Here is a 21,307-nt window from a genome sequence, read left to right as displayed (position 1 = left end):
CGGCCTGCAGGACCTCGCGCTGCGCGACGCGGTCGCGCAGCGGCACTGCGGCTGGCTGCAGGCCCTCGCCGCGGGCGAGGGCGGGGAGCCGGTCGTCGTCCCGGACGACCCGGGGTCCGACCCGGTGACCGCCGTGCTCACCGACCTGGCCACCGCTGTCGACGGAGACTGGGCGGTGCCGCCGCTGACGCTGCTCGCGCTGCAGCACTGGCACGCCGGTGACGGCGCCCTCGCCAACGCGTGCGTCGACCGGGCGCTGGCGATCGACCCCGGCTACCGCATGGCGCTGCTCGCCGACCAGCTGCTGCGGGCGGGGGTGGCGCCGTCCTGGGTCGACCGGTCACGAGGGGGCTGACGGCGGGTCGCAGCGGGTCGGGCGTCCCGAGGAGCGAGACGCGGTGTCCGAGCCCTGGACGCCCCGTGGTACGGTCCTGACCAGGTCATGAGTGCCAGCGCCAAGCCCCGGCTCGCTGGCCGGCAACCCTCCAACCGCGGTGGGGTGCCCCGGGTGATGACCGGGCCGTCGCCGTCAGGCAGCGGCAAGCGCGGGTCCGTCAGGTCGACGGGCCCCACGACGTTGGAGCCCGTGATGACCTGTCGAACGTGCCGTTGACGCAGACCGTCGCCCCCTCGAGTCCCTGACCGCCCGTCGGCCCCGCCGACCGGCGTGCGCGAGCCGTCCCCGGCCGCGACCAGGTGGGGCGACGCCGTCCACCCCGCACCAGCGCGTGCCGCCCCGCGGCGCCGCCACCCCCTACCTGCCGAGGAGAGCCCCATGAGCGACGGTTGGTCCTTCGAGACCCGTCAGATCCACGCCGGCCAGAGCGCCGACCCGGCCACGGGCGCCCGCGCCCTGCCGATCTACCAGACCACGTCCTACGTGTTCAACGACTCCCAGCACGCCGCGAACCTGTTCGGGCTCAAGGAGTTCGGCAACATCTACACGCGGCTGATGAACCCCACCACCGACGCCGTCGAGCAGCGCGTCGCCAGCCTCGAGGGTGGCGTCGGTGCGCTGCTGGTCGCCAGCGGCCAGTCCGCCGAGACCATCGCGCTGCTCAACGTCGCAGAGGCCGGCGACCACGTCGTGGCCAGCCCCAGCCTGTACGGCGGCACGTACAACCTGCTGCACTACACGTTCCCCAAGCTCGGGATCGAGACGACCTTCGTCGAGGACCCCGACGACCTCGAGTCGTGGAAGGCCGCGGTGCGGCCGAACACCAAGGTCTTCTTCGCCGAGACGATCTCGAACCCCAAGCAGGACGTGCTTGACATCGAGGGCGTCGCGGCCGTCGCCCACGAGGCCGGCGTGCCGCTGGTCGTCGACAACACCGTCGCCACGCCGTACCTCGTGCGCCCGCTCGAGTGGGGCGCGGACGTCGTGGTCCACTCGGCCACCAAGTACCTCGGCGGCCACGGGACGTCGATCGCCGGCGTGATCGTCGACGGCGGCACCTTCGACTACGCCCAGCACCCCGAGCGCTTCCCGAACTACAACCAGCCCGACCCGAGCTACCACGGCCTGGTCTACGCCCGAGACCTCGGCGTGGGCAGCCCGTTCGGCGCCAACCTGTCGTTCATCCTCAAGGCGCGCGTGCAGCTGCTGCGCGACCTCGGCGCGGCGGTGTCGCCGTTCAACGCGTTCCTCATCGCGCAGGGGCTCGAGACGCTGAGCCTGCGCGTCGAGCGGCACGTCGAGAACGCCAAGGCGGTCGCCGCCTGGCTGGCCGAGCGGCCCGAGGTCGAGAGCGTCGCCTACGCGGGGCTGCCGTCGAGCCCGTGGTACGAGCTGGGCCGCAAGTACGCCCCGAAGGGCGCCGGCGCGGTGCTGGCCTTCGAGATCGCGGGCGGCGCCGAGGCCGGGCAGGCCTTCGTCGAGGCGCTCGAGCTGCACAGCCACGTGGCCAACATCGGCGACGTGCGCAGCCTGGTGATCCACCCGGCGTCCACGACGCACAGCCAGCTGTCCGAGCAGGAGCAGCGGGCCACCGGCGTCACGCCCGGTCTGGTGCGCCTGTCGGTGGGCATCGAGGGGATCGACGACATCCTGGCCGACCTGGAGGCGGGCTTCCGCGCGGCCAAGGGCGCCTGATGACGAGCGGCGGCGCCTGGCGGGAGGGGGATCCCGTCGGGCGCCGGCAGCTCGCCGACGTCGGCACCATCACCCTCGAGGCCCGCGGTGCGCTGCCCGACGTCCGGGTCGCGTACGAGACCTGGGGCACGCTCAACGCCGCGCGCGACAACGCGGTGCTGGTGCTGCACGCGCTCACCGGCGACAGCCACGTCTCGGGCCCGGCCGGTCCGGGCCACCCCACCGCGGGCTGGTGGGACGCCCTGGTGGGTCCCGGGCGGGCGCTCGACACCGACGAGTGGTTCGTCGTCGCGCCGAACGTGCTCGGCGGCTGCCAGGGCACGACCGGTCCCGCGTCGCCCGCTCCCGACGGGCGGGCGTGGGGCTCGCGCTTCCCGTTCCTCACGGTGCGCGACCAGGTCGAGGCCGAGGTGCGCCTGGCCGACCAGCTCGGCGTCGAGCGCTGGGCCGGCGTGGTCGGCGGCTCGATGGGCGGCATGCGCGTGCTGGAGTGGGCCGTCACCCACCCGCAGCGGCTGGCCTCGGCCGTCGTCCTGGCCTCGACGCCCTACGCCACGGCCGAGCAGATCGCCTGGTGCGCACCGCAGCTGCTGGCGATCCGCAGCGACCCGCACTGGCACGGCGGCGACTACCACGACCTCGACGGGCCCGGTCCGGTCACCGGCCTGGGCATCGCCCGTCGGGTGGCCCACGTGACCTACCGCAGCGAGCTCGAGCTCGCCGAGCGGTTCGGCCGGGAGGCGCAGGGCGACGAGCAGCCCGTCGGCGGCACCGGGCGGTACGCGGTCGAGAGCTACCTCGACCACCACGCCGACAAGCTCGGGCGCCGCTTCGACGCCGGCTCCTACGTGGTCCTCACCGAGGCGATGAACGCGCACGACGTCGGCCGCGGGCGCGGGGGAGTGGCCGCGGCCCTGCGCCGCGTCACGTGCGACCTGGTGGTGGCGGCGGTCGACAGCGACCGGCTCTACCCGCCCCGGCTGTCCGACGAGATCGTCGCCGGCGCGGCCGCCGCCCGCCCGGTGCGCACCGTCACCTCGCCGTACGGCCACGACGGCTTTCTCATCGAGACCGCGCAGGTCGGCGAGGTGGTCCGCACCGCGCTCGGCGTGCGCACCGGCTGCCGCGGCTGAGCCCGCAGCAGCCTCAGACCCGCGCGCCCAGGTCGTCGACGAGCTCGCGCAGCCGCGGCCAGCTCTCGGCCAGGGCGGGGTGCAGCGGCCGGTCGGGGACGTCGTCCAGCTCGACCCAGTCGACCCGGTCGCTCTCGCGGTTGGCCACGAACGCCCGGGCGTCCGCGGGAGCGGTCGCGACCACGTAGGTGTACGACCAGCCGCCGTGGTCGTCGACCACCTCGGCGACATCGACCAGCTGCGCGGGCTCGACGCCGGCCTCCTCGACCGCCTCCCGGCGGGCCGCCTGGCTCACGCTCTCGTGGCTGTCGCGCGCCCCGCCCGGCACGCCCCACGTGCCGCCCTGGTGGGTCCACGCCGCCCGCAGCTGCACCAGCACCTGCGGCCCGCGGGGGCCGGGCCGCACCACGACGAGTCCGGCCGCGCCGTGGCGGCCCCAGTGCCGGTGACCGGCCGCGCAGCGCACCCAGCCGTTGCCGTCGCCGTGCGTGCCGACGGCCCGGTCGGCGTCGGCGGCGTCGACGACGACGTCCAGCACCGCCGACCAGCCGCCCCGCTCGAACGCCCGGCGCTGGCGGTCGGCTCCGTTGCCCTCGCGCAGCACCCGGCCCAGGCCGTCGCGCGCGCGGTCGAGGTCGCCGCAGGCCTCGAGGCCTGGCCGGGCGTGCTCGGCCATCGTGCGCAGCACCTCGTGCGCCGGGGCGAGCGTCCCGGACGTCGGGTCGACCAGACGGTCGGAGAGCCCGTACCGCGCGGCCCGCCACGTCGCGGCGCGCAGCGCGTGCAGCGGGACGTCGGGCGCGTGGCGCCCGGCCTCGTGGTCGGCCAGCGCCCGCGCCACCAGCCCGCGCACCAGCGCGACGAACACGGCGGCGTCGTCGACGGTGGGGACGACGTCCGCGACCCGCACCTCGACCGTGGGGTAGCGCGTCGCCAGGCGCAGGTCCCAGTAGGCGTAGCTCGCGTCGTCGACGACCCCGGCGTCGACGAGCGCGCCGACCGCAGCCGCGTAACCCGCGGCGTCGCGGCCGAAGGGCGGGGGACCGGCGACCGGCCAGCGCTGCCAGTGCACCTGCCGGTAGGAGGCGAAGCCGGTGTCGTGGCCCAGCCAGTACGGCGAGTTCGCCGTCATCGCGAGCAGCGGCGGCAGCCACAGCCGCAGCGCGTCGGCCACCGCCACCCGGGCGTCGTCGTCGGCGTCCGCCACCGGCCCGGGCGCTCCGACGCCCACGTGCAGGTGCATGCCCGCGATCAGCTGCTGCTCGACCAGCCCGGCCCCGCGGTCGCGCAGCGCGCGGTACCGCTCGTCGGGGGCCACCTGCTGCTCGCCCGCGTCACCCAGCACGGGCGTCCCGGTCGCGACCAGCGCGACCCCCTGGTGCTCGGCCTCGCGCGCCACCACGGATCGCAGGGCGAGGGCCTTGTCGAGCACCGTCTCGACCGACGTCGCCACCGACGTGACGGTCTCGACCTGCGACAGCGTCAGCTCGGCCACCACGCTGCCGTGCTCGGCGAACGAGGCCGCGCGGGCCGGGTCGGCGCCGAGCCCGTCGAGCAGCTCGGGACCGCGGCTGGTGAGCCGGCCGGTGCCCGCGTCGACGACGTGCAGCTCCTCCTCCAGGCCCAGGGTGGGACCGCTGGAAGGCGTCGGCTGCATGGAGGCCTCGTCACGTCGCCGCGGCGGCTGCTGCGGGGTCGTGCCCAGCCTACGGACGTCCGGTACGGTCGTGCCGTTCCGGCGCGAGGGCGGGCCGGTGGAGACTGGAGGACCGATGGCGATCGTCGTGGGATTCGTGCCGACCAACGAGGGCCGGGCGGCGCTGCGCCGGGCGGCCGAGGAGGCCCGGCTGCGCTCGACGCGGCTCGTCGTCATCAACTCCAACCGCGGCGGCAAGGACCTCGCCACCGAGGACGCCACCCGCTACGAGGCCGAGCTCGCCGCCGTCCAGCGCGAGCTGTCCGAGGCCGGCATCGAGCACGAGGTGCGCCAGCTCGTCCGCGGCCTGGAGCCGGCCGAGGACCTGATCGCCGTGGCCGAGGAGATCGGCGCCGACTTCATCGTCATCGGCCTGCGGCGCCGCACGCCCGTCGGCAAGCTGATCCTGGGCTCCAACGCCCAGCGGATCCTGCTCGACGCCCCCTGCCCGGTGCTGGCCGTCAAGGCCGACGCCTGACGGCTCGTACCCGTCCCTCCCGCGTGGGGCGGAGCGCGAGTGCGCCGGTCCGTTCTACAATGTCTGCCTGAGTCCGGCCGAGGGGATCTGTCCCGCGGCCCGGGCATTTCCTCCCCGCCCCGCGCGTTGAACCGTGCGACCGGCCGTGGACGTGCCCGAACGCGCCGTCCTCGTGCCGCCAGATCATCCGCGACGAAAGGTTGTCCGTGTCGTCGGTCCCGACCGCCCGGTCCCAGTCCGCTGCCTCGCTCCCGGCAGAGTTCACCCGCCCCGCCCTGCAGGACCTCCTGCGTCGCGGCCGCACCAACGGCTACGTCGACGCCGGCCAGGTGCGCCACGCCCTCGAGGACGCCGAGCTGCCCCTGCGCCGCATGAAGGCCGTGCTGCGCGCCCTCGACGAGCAGGGCATCGCCGTCCGGCTCGAGGCCGCACCCGCGCGCGCCGTCGCGGCCACGGCGACCACCAAGCGTGCGAGCGCCACGACCAAGGCGACCGCGAAGAAGGCGACCGCGAAGAAGGCCGCCCCGGCGGAGGCGCCCGCCGCCAAGACCGCGGCGAAGAAGGCGGCCCCGGCCGCGAAGACCGCGACCAAGAGCGCGACCAAGAAGGCCGACGCCGTCGTCGAGGCCGCGCAGGCCGCGGCCGCCCCGGCCACCAAGGCCGCCACCGCCAAGACCGCCACGAAGCCGGCGGCCGCGAAGAAGACGGCTGCCAAGAAGGCTGCGGCCGGGCCGACCGAGACCACCGCCCCGGACGAGGCCGACGACGAGGGCGCGACCCCCGCCGAGCCCGCCGAGGGCGAGGTCGCGGCCGAGGAGGTCGAGGAGTCCGGCTTCGTCATCACCGACGACGACGACGACGCGCCCGCGCAGCAGGTCGCCACGGCCGGTGCCACGGCCGACCCGGTCAAGGACTACCTCAAGCAGATCGGCAAGGTCGCCCTGCTGAACGCCGAGCAGGAGGTCGAGCTCGCCAAGCGGATCGAGGCCGGCCTGTTCGCCGAGGAGCGGCTCAACGCCGGCACCAAGATCGACCCCAAGCACAAGCGCGAGCTGTGGTGGATCGCCCAGGACGGCAAGAAGGCCAAGAACCACCTGCTCGAGGCCAACCTGCGTCTGGTCGTCTCGCTGGCCAAGCGGTACACCGGTCGCGGCATGCTCTTCCTGGACCTGATCCAGGAGGGCAACCTCGGCCTGATCCGCGCGGTCGAGAAGTTCGACTACACCAAGGGCTACAAGTTCTCGACGTACGCCACCTGGTGGATCCGGCAGGCCATCACCCGCGCCATGGCCGACCAGGCCCGCACCATCCGCATCCCGGTGCACATGGTCGAGGTCATCAACAAGCTGGCCCGCGTGCAGCGCCAGATGCTGCAGGACCTCGGCCGCGAGCCCACGCCGGAGGAGCTGGCCAAGGAGCTCGACATGACGCCCGAGAAGGTCGTCGAGGTGCAGAAGTACGGCCGTGAGCCGATCTCGCTGCACACCCCGCTCGGCGAGGACGGCGACAGCGAGTTCGGCGACCTGATCGAGGACTCCGAGGCCGTCGTCCCGGCCGACGCCGTGAGCTTCACGCTGCTGCAGGAGCAGCTGCACTCGGTGCTCGACACGCTGTCCGAGCGCGAGGCCGGCGTCGTGTCCATGCGCTTCGGCCTCACCGACGGCCAGCCCAAGACGCTGGACGAGATCGGCAAGGTCTACGGCGTCACCCGCGAGCGGATCCGCCAGATCGAGTCCAAGACGATGAGCAAGCTGCGCCACCCCAGCCGCAGCCAGGTCCTGCGCGACTACCTGGACTGAGCGCACCGCACGACGAAGGCCTCGGACGACGTCCGAGGCCTTCGTCGTCCCTCGGCCGGACGGGCTAGACCAGGACGCCGACGAGCCAGACCGCGCCCATCAGCAACCCGGTCGTCAGCTCGATCAGCACGCTCCACCCGGCGGCCTTGAGCGCGTGCTTGGTCGACGGCCAGGCCGCCGCGTGCGTGTGCAGCCGCAACCGCTCGGCGAGGTACACGCCCAGCACGAACCCCACGAACACCCCTACGACGGGGATCACGAAGAAGCCGACCACGCCGAGCGCGACCGCCAGCAGCATCGTGGACGTCGGCACGCCGGCCTCGCGCAGCCGCCGGCCGGGCAGCAGGTACTTCACGACCTGGCCCACGGCGAAGACGGCGGCCACCACGGCGAGCACGACCCACCCACCGGCGTCCTGGCGCTCCAGCGCCCAGGCGAGCACGGCGCCGAGCACGAGCAGCAGCCCCGGCAGCACCGGCACCACGACGCCGACCAGGCCGACCAGGATCACCAGGCCGACGACGACGTCCGTGAGGGTCACGAGGCCCGATCCTGCCACCGGCCGGCGACGGCCGAGGACGCGACAGGCCCCCGGCAGCGGTGCCGGGGGCCTGTCAGCAGGTCGTGGAGCGCGTCAGCGCTCGTCAGCAGGTGCCGTGGCCGGCGTCTCCTGAAGGCGGTCGCTCTCGTCCTGGATCGTCGCGGACGCTGCGGAGAGGGCGTCGGAGTGCTCGCGGCCGTGGTGGGCGCAGAACAGCAGCTCCCCACCGTTGGTGAGCACGACCCGGAGGTACGCCTGAGCTCCGCACCGGTCGCAGCGGTCGGCTACGGTCAGTGGGCTGGGGGCGAGAGTTGCGGTCACGTCACCTTCCTTCTCTTCGTCGGTCAGACGACCGACGCCGGATCCACCGGCGTCGTCGAGATGGTCAACAGTCAAGCACCTCGGATCGTTCCCGCAGCGCAGGTGGGTCGGCGGTTCGCCGAGCGCGAAACGCCCGTCGGTCCGCACCGGCCGCGCCTGCACCGTGCTGTCCTCCCTGATCGGTACCGTGAGGGCGGGCCTTGAGGCCCCGGCACCCGTCCGTCCCAGCCGACCGTCCCGCCGAGCCACGCAGGAGCACCCCACCCGTGAGCGCCCAGCCCGCCGCCCGTCGCAAGCCCGCCACCGGCGGCGACTACACGGCGCGGCACCTGTCGGTGCTCGAGGGGCTGGAGGCGGTCCGCAAGCGCCCCGGCATGTACATCGGGTCCACCGACGGCCGCGGGCTCATGCACTGCCTGTGGGAGATCATCGACAACTCCGTCGACGAGGCGCTGGCCGGCGTGTGCCACCGGATCGAGATCGCGCTGCACGCCGACGGCTCGGTCGAGGTGCACGACGACGGCCGCGGCATCCCGGTCGACATCGAGCCCAAGACCGGCCTGTCCGGCGTCGAGGTCGTCTTCACCAAGCTGCACGCGGGCGGCAAGTTCGGCGGCTCCTCGTACACCGCCACCGGCGGCCTGCACGGCGTCGGCGCGAGCGTCGTCAACGCGCTGTCGGCCCGGCTCGACGTGCACGTGGAGCGCGGCGGCAAGGTGCACTCGATGAGCTTCCGCCGTGGCGAGCCCGGCCGCTTCGCCGACGGCCGCGGCGAGCCGTCGCCCGACCACGACTTCGCGCCCTTCATCGACGGCTCCGAGCTCGCGATCACCGGCAAGGCCCGGCGCGGCGTCACCGGCACCCGCATCCGCTACTGGGCCGACCGGCAGATCTTCCTGCGCGACGCCGGCTTCAGCTACGACGAGCTCGTCACCCGCGCCCGGCAGACCTCCTACCTCGTGCCCGGCCTCGCCCTGACGATCCGCGACGAGCGGCGGCTCGCGGGCACGCCCGGCGAGCACGGCCCGCACGAGGAGGTGTTCCTGCACGAGGGCGGCATCACCGAGTACGTCGAGTTCCTGGCCACCGACGCGCCGGTCACCGACGTGTGGCGGCTGCAGGGCACCGGCACCTTCCGCGAGACCGTCCCGGTGCTCGACGACCGCGGCCACATGACGCCCACCGAGGTGGAGCGCGAGTGCGAGGTCGACGTCGCGCTGCGCTGGGGCACCGGGTACGACACCCACGTGCGCTCCTTCGTCAACATCATCGCCACCCCCAAGGGCGGCACCCACCTCGGCGGCTTCGAGGCCGCGCTGCTGAAGACCTTCCGCAAGCAGGTCGAGGCCAACGCGCGGCGGCTGAAGGCGGGCAGCGACCGCCCCGACAAGGACGACGTCCTGGCCGGCCTGACCGCGGTGGTCACCGTGCGCCTCGCCGAGCCGCAGTTCGAGGGCCAGACCAAGGAGGTGCTGGGCACGAACGCGGTGCGCGGCATCGTCAGCCGCGTCGTCGAGAAGGAGCTCACCGCCCTGCTCACCTCGACCAGGCGCGGGCCGAAGCAGCAGGCCGCGCTGCTGCTCGAGAAGGTCGTCTCCGAGATGAAGACCCGCATCTCGGCCCGGCTGCACAAGGAGACCCAGCGCCGCAAGAACGCCCTCGAGACGTCGTCCCTGCCGGCCAAGCTGGCCGACTGCCGCACCGGCGACGTCGAGCGCAGCGAGCTGTTCATCGTCGAGGGCGACAGCGCCCTGGGCACGGCCAAGCTGGCCCGCTCGTCCGACCACCAGGCGCTGCTGCCGATCCGGGGCAAGATCCTCAACGTCCAGAAGGCCTCCGTGGCCGACATGCTCAAGAACGCCGAGTGCGCCGCGATCATCCAGGTGGTCGGCGCCGGCTCCGGCCGCTCGTTCGACCTCGAGGCCGCGCGCTACGGGCGGGTCGTGCTGATGACCGACGCGGACGTCGACGGCGCCCACATCCGCACCCTGCTGCTCACGCTGTTCTTCCGCTACATGCGCCCGCTCGTCGACGAGGGCCGCGTGTTCGCCGCCGTCCCGCCGCTGCACCGGGTCGAGATCGTCAACCCGGGCAGCAAGAAGAACGAGGTCGTCTACACCTACTCCGAGGGCGAGCTGCGCACCCTGCTCAAGCAGCTCGAGAAGAAGGGCCGGCGCTACAAGGAGCCGATCCAGCGCTACAAGGGCCTGGGCGAGATGGACGCCGACCAGCTGGCCGAGACGACGATGGACCCGCGCCACCGCACCCTGCGCCGGGTCACGGTCCCGGACGCCGAGAACGCCGAGCGGGTCTTCGAGCTGCTGATGGGCTCCGACGTCGCGCCGCGCAAGGACTTCATCGTCGAGGGGGCCGCCGCGCTCGACCGCGAGCGCATCGACGCCTAGCCGACCTCGGGTCCGTCGGTGCCACTGACCTGCAGGTGCACCTCCGGCTCGGCGGGCTTGCCGCACGAGGCCGGCCGCGCCACCGGCCCGGTCGTGCGGCGCACGGTGCGCGCCCACGCGCGGCCGTCGGCGTGGCGCACCTGCACCACCCAGGTGGCGTCGTCCGGGGTGTCGACCAGCACCGGCACCAGCGCGCCCACCGACACCTCGCCGACGTCGGCCCGCACCGCGGACTCGGCGGCCTGCAGCGCCGGGGCCAGCGCGCTGCGGCCGCGGTCGTGGCGGGGGCCGTGCAGCACCACCGGCAGCGCGCCGTCCGCTGCACCGTCCAGCGCGGCGACCGCGAGGTCGGGGTCCAGCCGGGCCAGCGTGACGCCGCTGGGCAGCAGCACCGCGGTGGGGGCGAACCGGTGCCCTCCGGTGTGCGAGGTCTCCCAGACCTGGCCCGGACGGCGGCGCGCGGCCCCCAGCGCCACCGGGCGACCGCGCACGGCGCAGCACAGGTCGCGCCGGCCGTTGGTGCACACCAGCAGCTCGGGGCGGTCGTCGCGCACCAGCCCGAGCTCGGGCGCCGAGGCGACGACGGCGTCGGCGTCACCCACCGCCAGGGCAGCGGGGTCGAGCGCCAGCAGCTGCCGGGGGTCCGCGGTCCGGCCGCGCAGCAGCCACGGCGCCACCGGGCAGGCCCAGGCCACGAGCACCTCGTGGCCGCGGTGGTCGGGCCGGTCGTCGTCCGCGTGCCGGCCCGGACGCCGCACGAGCGCGAACCGCCCGCCCACCGAGCCGGCGAGCGCGTCGAGGGCGGCGCCGACGTCCGGGTCGAGGTGGCTGTCGGTGGCCGCCACCCGCCCCCAGGGTCCGTTCTGCTCCAGGGCCAGCCACAGCCGGGCCGTGGCGGCCGAGCCGTACGCCGGCTCGTCGAGCTCGGCCGACAGCACCGAGAACAGCGGCGCCGCCGGGTCGGCCGGCGCGGCCGTCACCGGGCGGCCGTGAGCAGACCCGCCGGTGAGGCGACCGCGTCGACCGGGGCGGCGGCCGGCACGCCGGAGCCGTCTCGCTTGCCGGTGGCCGCGGGCAGGTCGAGCGCGCTGCCGTTCCCGGCGCTGGCCCGCGCCGGAGCCGCTCCGGCCCAGCCCAGGATGAGCGTGTCCTCGCCGCGCAGGAACCGGTGGCAGCGCACGCCGCCGGTGCCGCGGCCCTTGCCGGGGTACTCGCTCCACGGGGTCACCTTGACCGCGCCGGGCTCGGTGCCCGGCAGCGCGCCGGTCGAGCCGGCGACGGTGACGACCACGGCGTCCTGCGCCGGGTCGACGGCACCGAACCACAGCACCCGGGCCCCGCCCGACAGCTTCACGCCCGCCATGCCACCGGCCGGACGGCCCTGCGGCCGCACCGACGCGGCGGGGAAGTGCAGCAGCTGGGCGTCGGTCGTGACGAAGCACAGCTCCTCGTCGCCGGTGCGCAGCTCGACCGCGCCCACGACCTCGTCGCCGTCCTTGAGGCCGACGACCTCCCACTCGTCGCGGCCGCCCGGGTGGTCGGGCACCACGCGCTTCACCACGCCCTGCGCCGTGCCGAGCGCCAGCCCGGGGGAGGCGGGGTCGAGCGAGGACAGCGTGACCACGCGCTCACCTGCGGGCAGGTCGAGGAACGCGCCGAGCGGGGCGCCACCGGCCAGGCTGGGCGCGCCGTTGGTGGGTGGCAGCGCCGGCAACTCGAGCACCGACAGCCGCAGCGCCCGCCCGCGCGAGGTCACCAGGGCGACGTCGCCGCGGGCCGTCGTCCGGACGGCGGCCACGACCGCGTCGTGCGCGTGCCGGTCCTCGGACGTCGACAGCGGCTCGGCGTCCGCGGTGCGGGCGAGCAGCCCGGTCGACGACAGCAGCACCCAGCACGGGTCGTCCGACACCTCGAGCGGGGCGGCGGCGCTGGCCGGCGCCCCGGCCGAGGCCAGCAGCACCGTGCGCCGGGGCGTGCCGTGCGCCTTCGCGACCGCCGCCAGCTCGTCCGACACCAGTCGGCGCAGCGGGCCGTCGTCGCTTGGGTCGAGCAGCGCGACGAGCTCGTCGATGGTGCGGCGCAGCTCCTCGGACTCCTTCTCCAGCTCGAGCCGGCTGAACTTGGTGAGCCGCCGCAGCCGCAGCTCGAGGATGTACTCGGCCTGCACGGTCGACAGGTCGAACACCTGGGTCAGCCGGGTGCGCGCGGACTCGGCGTCGTCGCTGGACCGGATGATCGCGATGACCTCGTCGATGTCGAGGATCGCGACCAGCAGGCCCTCGACCAGGTGCAGGCGGTCGCGGGCCTTGGCCAGCCGGAACTCGCTGCGGCGGCGCACGACGTCGAGCCGGAAGCCGACGTAGACCTGCAGCAGCTCGCGCAGTCCGAGGGTGCGCGGCTGGCCGTCGACCAGGGCCACGTTGTTGATGCCGAAGGAGTCCTCCATCGGCGTCAGCTTGTAGAGCTGCTCGAGCACCGCGTCCGGGTTGAACCCGTTCTTCACCTCGATGACCAGCCGCAGCCCGTGCGCGCGGTCGGTGAGGTCGACGACGTCCGAGATCCCCTGGATCTTCTTGGCGCGAGCCAGCTCGACGATCTTCTCGCGCACCTTCTCCGGGCCGACGGTGTACGGCAGCTCGGTGACGACGATGCCCTTGCGCCGGGGGGTGACGTTCTCGACCCGGGCCGTCGCGCGGGTGCGGAACGAGCCGCGGCCGGTCTCGTAGGCCTCGCGGATGCCGTCCAGCCCGACGATCCGACCGCCGGTGGGCAGGTCGGGGCCGGGCACGAACCGCATCAGGTCGTCCAGCGAGGCGTCCGGGTGGGCGATCAGGTGGCGGGCCGCCCCGATCACCTCGACCAGGTTGTGCGGCGCCATGTTGGTGGCCATGCCGACCGCGATGCCGCTCGCGCCGTTGACGAGCAGGTTGGGGTAGGCCGCGGGCAGGACGTCGGGCTGCTGGAGCTGGTCGTCGTAGTTCGGGACGAAGTCGACGGTGTCCTCGTCCAGGTCCGTCGTCATCAGCAGCGCCGCCGGCGCCAGGCGGGCCTCGGTGTAGCGCATGGCGGCCGGGCCGTCGTCCGGCGAGCCGAAGTTGCCGTGGCCGTCGACCAGCGGCAGCCGCATCGAGAACGGCTGGGCCATGCGCACCAGGGCGTCGTAGATCGCGGTGTCGCCGTGCGGGTGGTACTTGCCCATGACCTCGCCGACGACGCGCGAGCTCTTGACGTGCCCGCGGTCGGGCCGCAGCCCCATCTCGGACATCGCGAACAGGATCCGGCGCTGCACCGGCTTCAGGCCGTCGCGGGCGTCGGGCAGGGCGCGCGAGTAGATGACCGAGTACGCGTACTCCAGGAACGAGCCCTGCATCTCGTGCTGGACGTCGATGTCGACGATCCGCTCGGTGTAGTCCTCGGGCGGCGGTGCGGACGACGATCGGCGAGCCATGCGCGGACGAGCTCCTCGGGGTGGGTCTGGGTCAGGCGGGCGGTGCGCCCCCATCATCACCCAGCGACCCGCCCGCGGGCCGGTACGGCTCGCCGAACCGGCCCTCGTGCGCCACCTCGGCCACCGGACGACGTCCGCGGCGCAGGCTGGGGGAGCGGCGGTCGGGCGCGGGGTACCCGACCGACACGACGCCGACGAAGCGGTGGTCGGCCGGGACGTCGAGCGCCGCCCGCAGCGCGTCGTGCGCCGCGGGCGGCACGCCGAAGAAGCAGGCGCCGAGCTCCTGGTCGACGGCCGTGAGCAGCATCAGCAGCGCGGCCATGCCGGTGTCGACGTCCCAGAACGGCACCGGCCACCGGGCCTCGTCGCGGTCGGTCCAGCCCTTGTCGGGCTCGGCGTAGCGGTCGAGGTAGGCGCTCTTGTCGCTGAGGCACAGCACCAGCAGCGGCGCGGTCATCAGGCCGCGCAGCCAGGCGTCGGGCTCGTCGTCCGGGTCGGTCGTGGCCCGCCAGAAGGCGTCGCGGTCGGCCGGCTCGCGCAGCACCACGAAGTCCCAGCCCTGGCTGAACCCCGCGCTGGGCGCGCGCACGGCGTGGTCCAGCAGGACGTCGACGACGTCGTCCGGCACCGGGCGGTCGGGCTGGTAGGCGCGGACCATGCGCCGTCGACGGATCGCCTGCTGCAGCTCCATGCCAGGATCGTGGCAGACCCCCGGAGCCCGCTCACCGCAGGAGGACCCGCGTGCCCAAGCCGCCGTTGCCGCACGACGCCATGGAGCTGCTGCGCCGACCCAACCCGGCCGTCGTGGCCGTGCTGATGCCGGACGGCCAGCCCATGTCGGTCGCCACGTGGTACCTGGTCGAGGACGACGGCACCGTGCTGGTCAACATGGACGCCGAGCGCGCCCGGGTGGCCTGGATGCGTCAGGACCCGCGGGTCGCGCTCACCGCTCTGAAGGACGGCGAGTGGTACACCCACGTCAGCGTGCGAGGCCGGGTGGTTCGCTGGGCGGACGACGAGGGCCTGGCCGACATCGACCGGCTCTCGACGCTCTACACGGGTCACCGCTACGCCAACCGCGAGCGGCCTCGCGTCAGCGCGTGGTTCGAGGTCGAGCACTGGCACGGCTGGGGCGAGGCCAAGGCCTCCGACTAGACCGTCGCGGGGCGGCTCAGGCCGTCCGTGCGGGTGGTGGCCGCAGCCCGGCCGCCTTCAGCTCGGTGGTGGCCAGCGCCCGGATGACGGCGGCGTCGCCGCGCCGCCAGGCGCCGGCCGGGTCGTCGGTGATCCGCGCCAGCACGTGCATCGGCTGGTTCGCCATGGCCCGCAGCGCGAACAGGTCGAGGTCGGCGTCGGCGTCCACGAACTTCTGCGCGGCGCGGGCCCGGCGCACGAAGCGCACGCGCGGCGGCACCCAGACCACGACGGCGAGCACGACCGGCAGCACGGCGACGAGGACCCCGAGCAGCAGCGCCAGCCGGCCCACGGCGTGCTGCTGGTCCTGGCCCGCGCGCACCAGGGCGCCGGTCGCCCGGCTGGCCTCGTCGAGCGGTCCGCGCACGTCCCCGCCCACGACCGGCAGGCCGCCGATCCGTTCGGCCGCTCCGTGCAGGCCGGAGCCCAGGTCGCGCCCGGCGCCCTCGAGCTGGCGGCCCGGCTCGGCGAGGCGCAGCGTCGCCTCGTGCACCGCCTGGCCGGCGCGGACCGCGAACCAGACCCAGGCCACCAGCAGCAGGTCGCCGACCACCTGGCCGAGCGCTCGGGCGGGCAGGGCGGAGTACAGCCTCATGGGTGCTCCTCGCGAGGGTTCGCAGGGTGTATCGCGGCGGCGCGGACCCGCGACAGTCTGCCGCTCGGAGCCGCCCGGAGGCCTGTCGAGCCACCGCTACACTCGCGCCTGCCACCCCAGATCGGGGCTGACGGACGGCAACGGCGCCGTCCGCTCGGGACGTGTGCGAAGGACGTGTGACCGTGAAGGTCGGTATTCCCCGCGAGGTCAAGAACCACGAGTACCGGGTGGCGATCACGCCGTCCGGTGTGCACGAGCTCGTGCGCAACGGCCACGAGGTGTTCGTCGAGACCGAGGCCGGCGTGGGCTCGTCCATCGTGGACGCCGACTACGTCGAGGCCGGCGCCACGATCCTGCCCACGGCTGACGACGTGTGGGGCACGGGCGACCTGGTGCTCAAGGTCAAGGAGCCGATCGCGTCCGAGTACGAGCGGATGCGCGAGGGCCAGACCCTCTTCACGTACCTGCACCTGGCGGCCGACCGCCCGCTGACCGAGGAGCTCGCGAAGCGCAAGGTCACGGGCATCGCCTACGAGACCGTCGAGCTGCCCGACCGCAGCCTGCCCCTGCTGGCCCCCATGAGCGAGGTCGCCGGCCGGCTGGCCCCGCAGGTCGGCGCCCACACGCTCATGCGCGCCCAGGGCGGCCGCGGCGTGCTGATGGGCGGGGTCTCTGGCGTCTACGCGGCCAAGGTCGTCGTGATCGGTGCCGGCGTCTCGGGCATGAACGCCGCGGCGATCGCCCTCGGCATGCAGGCCGAGGTGCTGCTGCTCGACCGCAACATCGCCCGCCTGCGCCAGGCCGACGCCATCTACCAGGGCCACTGCCAGACCGTCGCGTCGAACGCCTACGAGGTCGAGCGCGCGATCATGGACGCCGACATGGTCATCGGCGCCGTGCTGGTGCCGGGCGCCAAGGCGCCGACGCTGGTCACCAACGAGCAGGTCTCGCGGATGAAGCCGGGCAGCGTGCTCGTCGACATCTCGATCGACCAGGGCGGCTGCTTCGAGGACTCGCGCCCCACCACGCACGCCGACCCGACGTACCAGGTGCACGACTCGGTGTTCTACTGCGTGGCCAACATGCCGGGCGCCGTGCCGCACACCTCCACCTACGCCCTGACGAACGTGACGCTGCCCTACGCGGTCGAGCTGGCCAACCGCGGCTGGCGCGACGCCCTGCGCCGCGACCCCGCGCTCGCCCTGGGCCTGAACACCCACGACGGCCACGTCACCAACGAGCCGGTGGCGCAGGCCCACGGCATGCCGTCGGTCGCGCTGGCCGAGGTGCTCGGCTGAGCCGAGCCCCAGCGGTCGAGCCGCCGCCGGCGCCCCAGGCGTCGGCGGCGCTCACCGGTGCCGCCGCGGGCTGGCTCGAGCACCTGGAGGTCGAGCGGGGGGCGGCGCTGAACACGCTCGCGTCCTACCGCCGCGACCTGCGCCGCTACCTCGCCTTCCTGGCCGACCGCGGCGTCGACGACCCCGCGGCGGTGGGGGAGGCGGACGTCGCCGCGTTCGTCACGCACCTGCGCGAGGGCGACGAGCGCCACCAGCCGCTGACGGCGACGTCCGCGGCGCGCTGCCTGGTGGCGGTGCGCGGCCTGCACCGGTTCCTGCTGCTCGAGGACGTCACGACGCACGACCCGGCGGCCGACGTCCGGCCCCCGAGCACGCCCAAGCGGCTTCCCAAGGCCATCAGCACCGCCGAGGTCGAGCGGCTGCTCGAGGCCGCGTCCGTGGGCGACACCCCGGGCGCCCTGCGCGACCGCGCGCTGCTCGAGGTGCTCTACGGCAGCGGCGCGCGGATCAGCGAGGCCGTGGGCCTGGACGTCGACGACCTCGACCTGGAGCACGGCGGGGTGCGGCTGCTCGGCAAGGGCGGCAAGGAGCGCGTCGTGCCGCTGGGCTCGTTCGCCCGCGAGGCGCTGCGGGCCTACCTGGTGCGCGCGCGGCCGGCGTTCGCGCTCGCCGGGTCCGAGCGCAGCGGCCGGGCCACCACCGCGGTGTTCCTCAACGCGCGCGGCGGCCGGCTGTCGCGGCAGAGCGCGTGGACCGCGCTGCGCGCCGCCGCCGAGCGCGCGCACCTGGGCGCGCACGTCAGCCCGCACACGCTGCGGCACTCGTTCGCCACCCACCTGCTGGACGGCGGCGCCGACGTCCGCGTGGTGCAGGAGCTGCTCGGCCACGCATCGGTCACGACCACGCAGATCTACACGCTCGTGACGGCCGAGCGGCTGCGCGAGGTCTACGCGGCGGCCCACCCGCGCGCGCTGTGAGCCGTTCGGGCCGAGCCCGGCGGGGTGCCTTGAAGGGCCCGGCGGCGCGCGGCTAGGGTCACGGGCACCCGACCGCACTACGCACCGCCCTGGAGCAGACACCCCGTGAGCGTCCAGCCACCGACCGCCGCGTCACCGACCGCGGCCTCGGAGCCGGTCGACCCCGCGCCGGGCGTCGGCCCCACCGGCCGACCGGTGCCGACGTTCCCCGAGCCGGCCCCGCTGGCCTCGCACGGCCCGGCGCGGATCATCGCGATGTGCAACCAGAAGGGCGGCGTCGGCAAGACGACGACGACCATCAACCTGGGCGCGGCCCTGGCCGAGGCCGGGCGACGCGTGCTGCTCGTCGACTTCGACCCGCAGGGGGCGCTGTCGGTCGGGCTGGGCATCAACCCGCACGAGCTCGACGTCACGGTCTACAACGTCCTGATGGACCGCAGCACCGACGTGCGCCAGGTCGTGCGCCCCACCGCCGTCGAGGGCCTGGACGTGCTGCCCGCCAACATCGACCTGTCGGCCGCCGAGGTGCAGCTGGTCGGCGAGGTGGCCCGCGAGATGGTGCTCGGCCGGGCGCTGCGCCCGCTCGTCGACGACTACGACGTCGTGCTCATCGACTGCCAGCCCTCGCTCGGCCTGCTGACCGTCAACGCCCTCACGGCGGCGCACGGCGTGCTGATCCCGCTCGAGTGCGAGTTCTTCGCGCTGCGCGGCGTCGCGCTGCTGGTCGAGACCATCGAGAAGGTGCAGGACCGGCTCAACCCGGCGCTCGAGATCGACGGCATCCTCGCCACGATGTACGACGGCCGCACGCTGCACAGCCGCGAGGTCGTGGCCCGCGTGGTCGAGGCGTTCGGCGACCAGGTCTTCCACACCGTGATCGGCCGCACCGTGAAGTTCCCCGACGCCTCGGTCGCCGCCGAGCCGATCACGACGTACGCGTCGACGCACGCGGGTGCCGAGGCCTACCGGCAGCTGGCCCGCGAGCTCATCGCCCGCGGCGACGCCGCCTGAGCCGCGGGTGGTCGTCGTGGACGACGCCTCGCCGCTGACCGGACGAGGTCGCTCGGCGCCGTTCCAGGTGCACCTGGACGTCTTCGAGGGCCCGTTCGACCTGCTGCTGGGCCTGATCTCCAAGCACCAGCTCGACATCACCGAGGTCTCGCTCGCCGCAGTCACCGACGAGTTCATGGCCCACATCCGCGGGCACGGCGACGGCGAGGGCTGGGACCTCGGCCAGGCCAGCGAGTTCCTCGTGGTGGCCGCGACGCTGCTCGACCTCAAGGCGGCCCGGCTGCTGCCCTCGGCGCAGGTGGAGGACGAGGACGACCTGGCCCTGCTCGAGGCGCGCGACCTGCTCTTCGCCCGGCTGCTGCAGTACCGCGCGTTCAAGCAGGTCGCCGCGGTGTTCGAGCGCCGGATGGCCGAGGCCGGACGACGGCACGCCCGTCAGACGCCGCTGGAGCCGCACCTGGCCGGCCTGCTGCCCGAGCTCGTCATGTCGATCACGCCGGAGCAGCTGGCCGCCATCGCCGCGCGGGCGCTGGCCCCCAAGGCCGAGCCCACCGTCGGGCTGGCCCACCTGCACGCCCCGCCGGTCAGCGTGCGCGAGCAGGCAGCGCTCATCGTCGACGTCCTGCGCCGGCAGCGGTCGGCGACGTTCCGGTCGCTGACGTCGGACGCCGGCAGCACGCTCGTCGTGGTCGCGCGGTTCCTGGCGCTGCTCGAGCTGTTCCGCGACGGCTCGGTCGGCTTCGACCAGGTCAGCCCGCTCGGCGAGCTCACGGTGCGCTGGACCGGGCAGGACCAGGGCGACGTCGAGGTCAGCGACGAGTTCGACGAGGACGACGAGGTGGCCGACGCGCCGCCGTCCGACGCGCCGCCGACCGACGAGGACGACGCGCTCAAGACCTGAAGATCACCGGTCGACACCGGAGGAATGCCGCACGTCCTCGCCTTCCGTCGCCCTGCCCGCACCCTGGTCGCCGCCGTCGCCCTCGCCGCCGTCGTCACCCCGCTCGCCGGGGTCGGCGCTGCCGGCGCGGCCGCGCCCGCCCGGCCGCGGCCCGTGGGCATCGACGTGTCGCGCTGGCAGAGCGCGGGGCCGTCCGAGTCCTGCGACGCGGGCGCGCTGAGCTGGTCGCGCGTGGCCTCCACCTCGCGCGGCTTCGTGATCATCCGCGCCACCCGCACGAGCGGCGGCGTCACGTCGCGCGACGCCTGCTTCGCCCGCAACTGGGCCGGCGCCGAGGCGCACGGGCTCTACCGCGGGGCCTACCACTACGCGATCCCGAGCAAGCGCTCCGGCTCGGCCACCCGTGACGCCCAGACGTTCGTCGCCGTCACCGGGCGCATGCAGGACCCGGGTGACCTGCCGCCGGTGCTCGACCTCGAGGTCACCGGCGGCCTCACCCCCGCGCAGCTGTCGACCTGGGCGCGGACCTGGTTGACCACGGTGCGCCGCCTGACCGGCCGCCAGCCGATGATCTACACCTCGCCGTCGTTCTGGCGCAGCGCGCTGCACGACAGCCAGGGCTTCCACGCCTACCCGCTGTGGATCGCGCACTGGCAGACCAAGACGCCGTCGATCCCGGGCGGCTGGCCGAACTACGCGGTGCACCAGTACTCGGCGACCGGCCGGGTGTCCGGCATCGGCACCGACGTCGACCTCGACGTCTTCAACGGGACGTCGGCGCAGCTGCACGCCTTCGCGCACCCCGGCACGGCCTCGACGGCGACCACCACGAGCCCGGTCGCCTACCGCGGGTCGGCGTGGCAGGTGGCCGGGAGGCTGCGCACCGAGCGCGGCGTGCCCGTGCGCGACGTCGCCGTCCGCCTCTACCGCCAGGTCGGCAACGGCGCCTGGACGTCGGTCGCCTCGACCCGCACCAGCGCGGCCACGGGCTCCTACCGGTTCGTGCTGCACCCCACCGCGGCGGCGCGCTACCGGGTGTGGTTCGCGGGCACGACGACCATCGCGTCGTCCTGGTCGCCCGTGCGCGCGCACGAGATCCGCGACCGCACGCTCACGACCCTGACGTCCAAGGTCGACCGCACGACGGTCCACGCGGGCAGCGCGGTGCGCCTCGCCGGCACGGCGCTCACGACCCAGGGGCACGCCCCGCTCGTGCGGCGCACGGTCGTCGTCTACCAGCGCGTCGGCTCCGGCGCCTGGACCGCGGTGCGCAGCATCACCACGTCCGCGTCCACCGGCCGCTACGCGACGGTGCTGCGGCCGAAGCACTCCTCGAGCTTCAAGGTCGTGCTCGCCTCGACCTACTCGACCGCCGGCACGACCTCGCCCGCGCGCCTCGTGCGGGTGGTGCGCTGACG

At 74.5% G+C, this 21,307-nt stretch carries 19 protein-coding genes and 1 riboswitch; of the genes, 12 read left to right on the top strand and 7 right to left on the bottom strand.

Going from position 1 to position 21,307, the window contains the following annotated elements:
* From ACYVJ4_RS13925 to metX, 3 genes are all read left to right on the top strand, one after another.
* Positions 1 to 355: DUF4192 family protein (locus tag ACYVJ4_RS13925; RefSeq protein WP_460460732.1), on the top strand; the 355-nt coding region annotated here is incomplete at its 5' end.
* A gap of 83 nt (positions 356 to 438) precedes the next feature.
* Positions 439 to 552: riboswitch (SAM riboswitch) on the top strand.
* 223 nt (positions 553 to 775) lie between these two features.
* A complete protein-coding gene (locus ACYVJ4_RS13920; protein ID WP_460460731.1) occupies positions 776 to 2,092 on the top strand; it encodes a bifunctional o-acetylhomoserine/o-acetylserine sulfhydrylase in 1,317 nt (438 codons plus the stop codon).
* The gene (gene metX / locus ACYVJ4_RS13915; RefSeq protein ID WP_460460730.1) at positions 2,092 to 3,225 is read left to right on the top strand and encodes a homoserine O-acetyltransferase MetX; all 1,134 of its coding nucleotides are present in this window, start codon (positions 2,092 to 2,094) and stop codon (positions 3,223 to 3,225) included. The genes ACYVJ4_RS13920 and metX overlap by 1 nt, the downstream gene beginning before the upstream one ends.
* Positions 3,226 to 3,238: 13 nt before the next feature.
* Here the strand turns inward: metX and ACYVJ4_RS13910 are convergent, their stop codons facing one another.
* Entirely contained in the window at positions 3,239 to 4,882 is a 1,644-nt protein-coding gene (locus ACYVJ4_RS13910) for a glutamate--cysteine ligase (protein ID WP_460460729.1), read from the bottom strand.
* Between the two features lie 115 nt (positions 4,883 to 4,997).
* Between ACYVJ4_RS13910 and ACYVJ4_RS13905 the strand changes: the two genes are divergently transcribed.
* On the top strand, positions 4,998 to 5,399 hold the full coding sequence (locus tag ACYVJ4_RS13905) for a universal stress protein (protein ID WP_460460728.1): 402 nt from the start codon (positions 4,998 to 5,000) through the stop codon (positions 5,397 to 5,399).
* A gap of 206 nt (positions 5,400 to 5,605) precedes the next feature.
* Positions 5,606 to 7,198, top strand: a complete 1,593-nt coding sequence (locus ACYVJ4_RS13900; RefSeq protein ID WP_460460727.1) for an RNA polymerase sigma factor — start codon at positions 5,606 to 5,608, stop codon at positions 7,196 to 7,198.
* A gap of 64 nt (positions 7,199 to 7,262) precedes the next feature.
* Here ACYVJ4_RS13900 and ACYVJ4_RS13895 read toward each other — a convergent pair whose 3' ends face one another.
* Together ACYVJ4_RS13895 and ACYVJ4_RS13890 are read right to left on the bottom strand one after the other, a co-directional pair.
* Positions 7,263 to 7,739 (bottom strand): DUF456 domain-containing protein, encoded by a 477-nt coding sequence (locus tag ACYVJ4_RS13895; RefSeq protein WP_460460726.1) that lies wholly within the window; start codon positions 7,737 to 7,739, stop codon positions 7,263 to 7,265.
* A 93-nt stretch (positions 7,740 to 7,832) separates the two neighbouring features.
* The gene (locus ACYVJ4_RS13890) at positions 7,833 to 8,060 is read right to left on the bottom strand and encodes a DUF7455 domain-containing protein (RefSeq protein WP_460460736.1); all 228 of its coding nucleotides are present in this window, start codon (positions 8,058 to 8,060) and stop codon (positions 7,833 to 7,835) included.
* 266 nt (positions 8,061 to 8,326) lie between these two features.
* On the opposite strand from ACYVJ4_RS13890, the gene ACYVJ4_RS13885 reads away from it, so the two are divergent.
* Positions 8,327 to 10,465: a DNA gyrase/topoisomerase IV subunit B gene (locus ACYVJ4_RS13885; RefSeq protein ID WP_460460725.1), complete on the top strand. Its 2,139-nt coding sequence runs from the start codon at positions 8,327 to 8,329 to the stop codon at positions 10,463 to 10,465.
* Here the strand turns inward: ACYVJ4_RS13885 and ACYVJ4_RS13880 are convergent.
* From ACYVJ4_RS13880 to ACYVJ4_RS13870, 3 genes are read right to left on the bottom strand one after another with little or no spacing between them, the layout of a single operon-like run.
* Positions 10,462 to 11,445: a sucrase ferredoxin gene (locus tag ACYVJ4_RS13880; protein ID WP_460460724.1), complete on the bottom strand. Its 984-nt coding sequence runs from the start codon at positions 11,443 to 11,445 to the stop codon at positions 10,462 to 10,464. The genes ACYVJ4_RS13885 and ACYVJ4_RS13880 overlap by 4 nt on opposite strands.
* A complete protein-coding gene (locus tag ACYVJ4_RS13875; protein ID WP_460460723.1) occupies positions 11,442 to 13,913 on the bottom strand; it encodes a DNA gyrase/topoisomerase IV subunit A in 2,472 nt (823 codons plus the stop codon). Before ACYVJ4_RS13875 ends, ACYVJ4_RS13880 begins: the two co-directional genes overlap by 4 nt.
* Before the next feature lie 31 nt (positions 13,914 to 13,944).
* Positions 13,945 to 14,604 carry a nitroreductase family protein gene (locus ACYVJ4_RS13870; protein ID WP_460460722.1) on the bottom strand — a complete coding sequence of 220 codons (660 nt, stop codon included), beginning with the start codon at positions 14,602 to 14,604 and terminating at the stop codon, positions 13,945 to 13,947.
* Positions 14,605 to 14,684: 80 nt separating this feature from the next.
* Between ACYVJ4_RS13870 and ACYVJ4_RS13865 the strand changes: the two genes are divergently transcribed.
* Positions 14,685 to 15,068: a pyridoxamine 5'-phosphate oxidase family protein gene (locus ACYVJ4_RS13865; RefSeq protein ID WP_460460735.1), complete on the top strand. Its 384-nt coding sequence runs from the start codon at positions 14,685 to 14,687 to the stop codon at positions 15,066 to 15,068.
* Positions 15,069 to 15,084: 16 nt separating this feature from the next.
* On the opposite strand, the gene ACYVJ4_RS13860 is transcribed toward ACYVJ4_RS13865, so the two are convergent.
* A complete protein-coding gene (locus tag ACYVJ4_RS13860; RefSeq protein ID WP_460460721.1) occupies positions 15,085 to 15,702 on the bottom strand; it encodes a hypothetical protein in 618 nt (205 codons plus the stop codon).
* 182 nt (positions 15,703 to 15,884) lie between these two features.
* Here ACYVJ4_RS13860 and ald point away from each other — a divergent pair, with 182 nt between their 5' ends.
* The 5 genes from ald (at position 15,885) to ACYVJ4_RS13835 (ending at position 21,305) form a co-directional block, all read left to right on the top strand.
* Positions 15,885 to 17,000, top strand: a complete 1,116-nt coding sequence (gene ald / locus ACYVJ4_RS13855; RefSeq protein ID WP_460460720.1) for an alanine dehydrogenase — start codon at positions 15,885 to 15,887, stop codon at positions 16,998 to 17,000.
* Positions 16,997 to 17,977 (top strand): site-specific tyrosine recombinase XerD, encoded by a 981-nt coding sequence (gene xerD / locus ACYVJ4_RS13850; protein WP_460460734.1) that lies wholly within the window; start codon positions 16,997 to 16,999, stop codon positions 17,975 to 17,977. Before ald ends, xerD begins: the two co-directional genes overlap by 4 nt.
* A gap of 195 nt (positions 17,978 to 18,172) precedes the next feature.
* Positions 18,173 to 18,988 (top strand): ParA family protein, encoded by an 816-nt coding sequence (locus ACYVJ4_RS13845; protein ID WP_460460733.1) that lies wholly within the window; start codon positions 18,173 to 18,175, stop codon positions 18,986 to 18,988.
* Positions 18,989 to 19,004: 16 nt separating this feature from the next.
* Entirely contained in the window at positions 19,005 to 19,889 is an 885-nt protein-coding gene (locus ACYVJ4_RS13840; RefSeq protein ID WP_460460719.1) for a segregation and condensation protein A, read from the top strand.
* Between the two features lie 24 nt (positions 19,890 to 19,913).
* Positions 19,914 to 21,305 carry a glycoside hydrolase family 25 protein gene (locus ACYVJ4_RS13835; RefSeq protein ID WP_460460718.1) on the top strand — a complete coding sequence of 464 codons (1,392 nt, stop codon included), beginning with the start codon at positions 19,914 to 19,916 and terminating at the stop codon, positions 21,303 to 21,305.
* The last annotated feature ends 2 nt before the right edge of the window (positions 21,306 to 21,307 follow it).

The sequence above is a fragment of the Angustibacter peucedani genome, assembly GCF_054779595.1.
This window is presented reverse-complemented; position numbering and strand designations above follow the sequence as displayed.